Annotated in this window: 2 protein-coding genes and 1 pseudogene; 2 read left to right on the top strand and 1 reads right to left on the bottom strand. The window is 64.6% G+C overall.

The window, feature by feature from the left end:
* Positions 1-141: 141 nt before the first annotated feature.
* Complete coding sequence (locus EOA60_RS27730) at positions 142-1,326, bottom strand: HlyD family secretion protein (RefSeq protein WP_128312223.1); 1,185 nt, start codon at positions 1,324-1,326, stop codon at positions 142-144.
* Positions 1,327-1,461: 135 nt separating this feature from the next.
* Here EOA60_RS27730 and EOA60_RS27725 point away from each other — a divergent pair, with 135 nt between their 5' ends.
* A complete protein-coding gene (locus tag EOA60_RS27725) occupies positions 1,462-2,160 on the top strand; it encodes a TetR/AcrR family transcriptional regulator (protein WP_067323814.1) in 699 nt (232 codons plus the stop codon).
* Positions 2,161-2,376: 216 nt separating this feature from the next.
* Positions 2,377-2,687: pseudogene (locus tag EOA60_RS27720) on the top strand (DNA translocase FtsK); the annotation flags it as partial.

The following is a 2,687-nucleotide window of genomic DNA, read 5'->3' as shown; positions in this document are numbered from 1 at the left end:
CTGCGGTAATGGTTGCGGTTGCCATCTCATGGCCTCCCTGCGGCAGCTCCAAAAGTGCGCGGCGTTTTCCGCCCGGAACTGCGTCAAAACAGGCTGGGCGGCTCGGCGCTCAATTGGCCACCGGGCCGCCCCCCAAACTGCTCAGTTGGTCGTCGCGGCCGGCGCGGTGCGGCTGTCGGCGGCGACGATGACGCTGAGGCCGGCGCGCAACTTGCCGGTCTTCAGCACGCCGGCCGGCACGTCGATGCGGACCGGCACGCGCTGCACCACCTTGGTGAAGTTGCCGGTGGCGTTTTCCGGCGGTAGCAGCGAGAACACCGCGCCCGAAGCCGGCGCCAGCGACGAAACCGTGCCCTCGAAGGTCTGGCCGTCGATGGCATCGACCGTGATGCGGACCTTCTCGCCAGGCACCAGCCGGCCAAGCTGCGTCTCCTTGAAGTTGCCGACGATGTAGAGCTTATCCATCGGCACGACGACGGCGAGCTTCTGGCCGGGCGTGACGAGGTCGCCCTGTTCGACCGAGCGGTTGCCGACGACGCCGTCATAGGGCGCCTTGAGCACGGTGAAGGAAAGGTCACGCTGCGCCTTGTCGCGGGTGAGCTGCAGCGAGGCGAGCGTGCTGGCGGATTCCGCACGCTGGGCTTCGAGCACGCCGATATTGGCCTGCGCGGCGGTGATCTGCGCGTCGGCGCCGGCGAGGGCTGCCTTCGCCTGGTCGAGCGCCGTCTGGGCGTCGTCGAGTTGTGCCTGCGTGCCGACATGCGTCTTGAGCAGCTGCGCCGCGCGGGCCTGTGCGCGTGCCGCATTGTCGGCCGCCGCCTGGTCGGCGATCTTCTGCGCCTGTGCTTGCGCCAGCGAGGCCTGCGCCGCCTTGGTTTGCGCATCGATGCGGTCGAGCGTCTTCGCCAGCGTGGCGATCTGCGCCTCCGCCTGGCCGACCGCGATTTTGTAGTCGCCGTCATCGATGACGAACAGCGGATCGCCGGCCTTGACGCTCTGGTTCTCGCTCACCAGCACCTTGTCCACATAGCCGGAGATTTTCGGCGACACGAACGACATGTCGGCCTGGACATAGGCGTCGTCGGTGGAGATCATGAACCGGCCGTCGGTCCAGTAATCGTAGCCGTACCAGGAGCCGGCGCCGAGGAGGCCCAGCCCGATGATCGGCAGCAGCAGCGAGCGGACAGAGCGCTTCTTCTTGGCCGGCGCTTCGGCAGGCGCGGGAGGAGCGGGCAGTACAGGCGCTTCCGGAGCTTCGGTCGACGGCTGGACCTTGGCGTTGGGGAAATTGCGGACTTCGGCGGTAGCGGGCGCGTTCGAGGACATGATAATCTCTCTGGGACAAGTCAGTCAGACTGAACCGTTCGGTTCGAATTGGTGATTGACATAGCGCGGAAAGAGGCCCATATCAAGAGCAAATCGAACCGGTTGGTTCGAAATATTTCGTGAGGTTTGACGTCGATGGTCGAAACGACAGCCGATAGCGATCTGCTCGACCTGCGCAAAGGCCGTCCCGCGGCCGGGCAGGATCCGATCAAACGGGCCCAGATCATCGAAGGCGCGCGCCGCGTCTTCATCGACAAGGGCTTCGAAGCCGCGTCGATGAACGACATCACGCGCGAGGCCGGCGTCTCCAAGGGCACGATCTACGTCTATTTCGCCAACAAGGAAGAGCTGTTCGAGGCTCTCATCGAGGAAGAGCGTGGCACCATCTTCAAGAATATGTATGAGGTGCTCGACCATTTCGACGACCTGCGCAAGACGCTGGTGAAGTTCGGCATGGTGCTCTCCGCCAAGATCACCTCGGCCAAGGTCATCCAGGCGCAGCGCACCGTGGTCGGCGCTTCCGACAGGATTCCCGAGCTTGGCGCCCGCTTCTACGAGCGCGGTCCCAAGCGTGGCCACGACAAGGTGATGATCTTCCTCAACGAAGCCGTCGAACGCGGCCTGCTGAAGATCGACGATGTCGATCTCGCCGCCTATCAGTTCACCGAGCTCTGCCTCGCCGGCCTCTTCCGCCAGTGCATTTTTTCCTACCGCACCAAGGCGCCGAGCCAAGCCGAGATCGAGCATGTCGTTCGCTCCGGCGTGAACGTCTTTCTGAAGGCCTACGGCACCGAGAAGCTCGCGGCCGAGGAGCAGGCGTCGCTCTCGGCGTGAACCTGCGGCGCGCAGCGATTGCGAAGGAACGCGAGGCGCTTTGACGACGCTACGGCGCCGCGGCAGCCGACTTCGATGCCACCGGTCACCTCCTTCTTCCAGCCCAACTCGAACCGTCGACCGGCACTTTTCCCGGACCCTTCCGGAAGAGCTTGTTAACCATCGGTTCCTATGTCTCGGGACACGTTTGTTCGACGAATCTCGAGTGTGACATCCATGCGTTTTACCCGTGCCAATCCTTCCGGTGCTTCCGCTTACGGCGACAACGACGACAGCAGCTCGGAAGACGCGCGGCACCATGGCGCTGCCGTGCCGCCGCAGCGGCAAACAGGGCAGGTCGTCACGCTGCGAGCCGCCGCTGACGGCGAATCGAACGCCGCCGATTCGGCTGGCGGCGACGAGTTCGGCGGCCAGGCCTGGCAGCAATATTTCTTCCTCGCGCCCAATGTGCGCTTCACTCGCACGCCGGATTCCGACAAACGGCCCGCACCGGAGCCAGTTGATGAAGCGCCGGCCAAGGCGGTGGC

This window comes from Mesorhizobium sp. M1A.F.Ca.IN.020.06.1.1, from assembly GCF_004023265.1.
Classification (GTDB): Bacteria; Pseudomonadota; Alphaproteobacteria; order Rhizobiales; family Rhizobiaceae; genus Mesorhizobium.
This window is presented reverse-complemented; position numbering and strand designations above follow the sequence as displayed.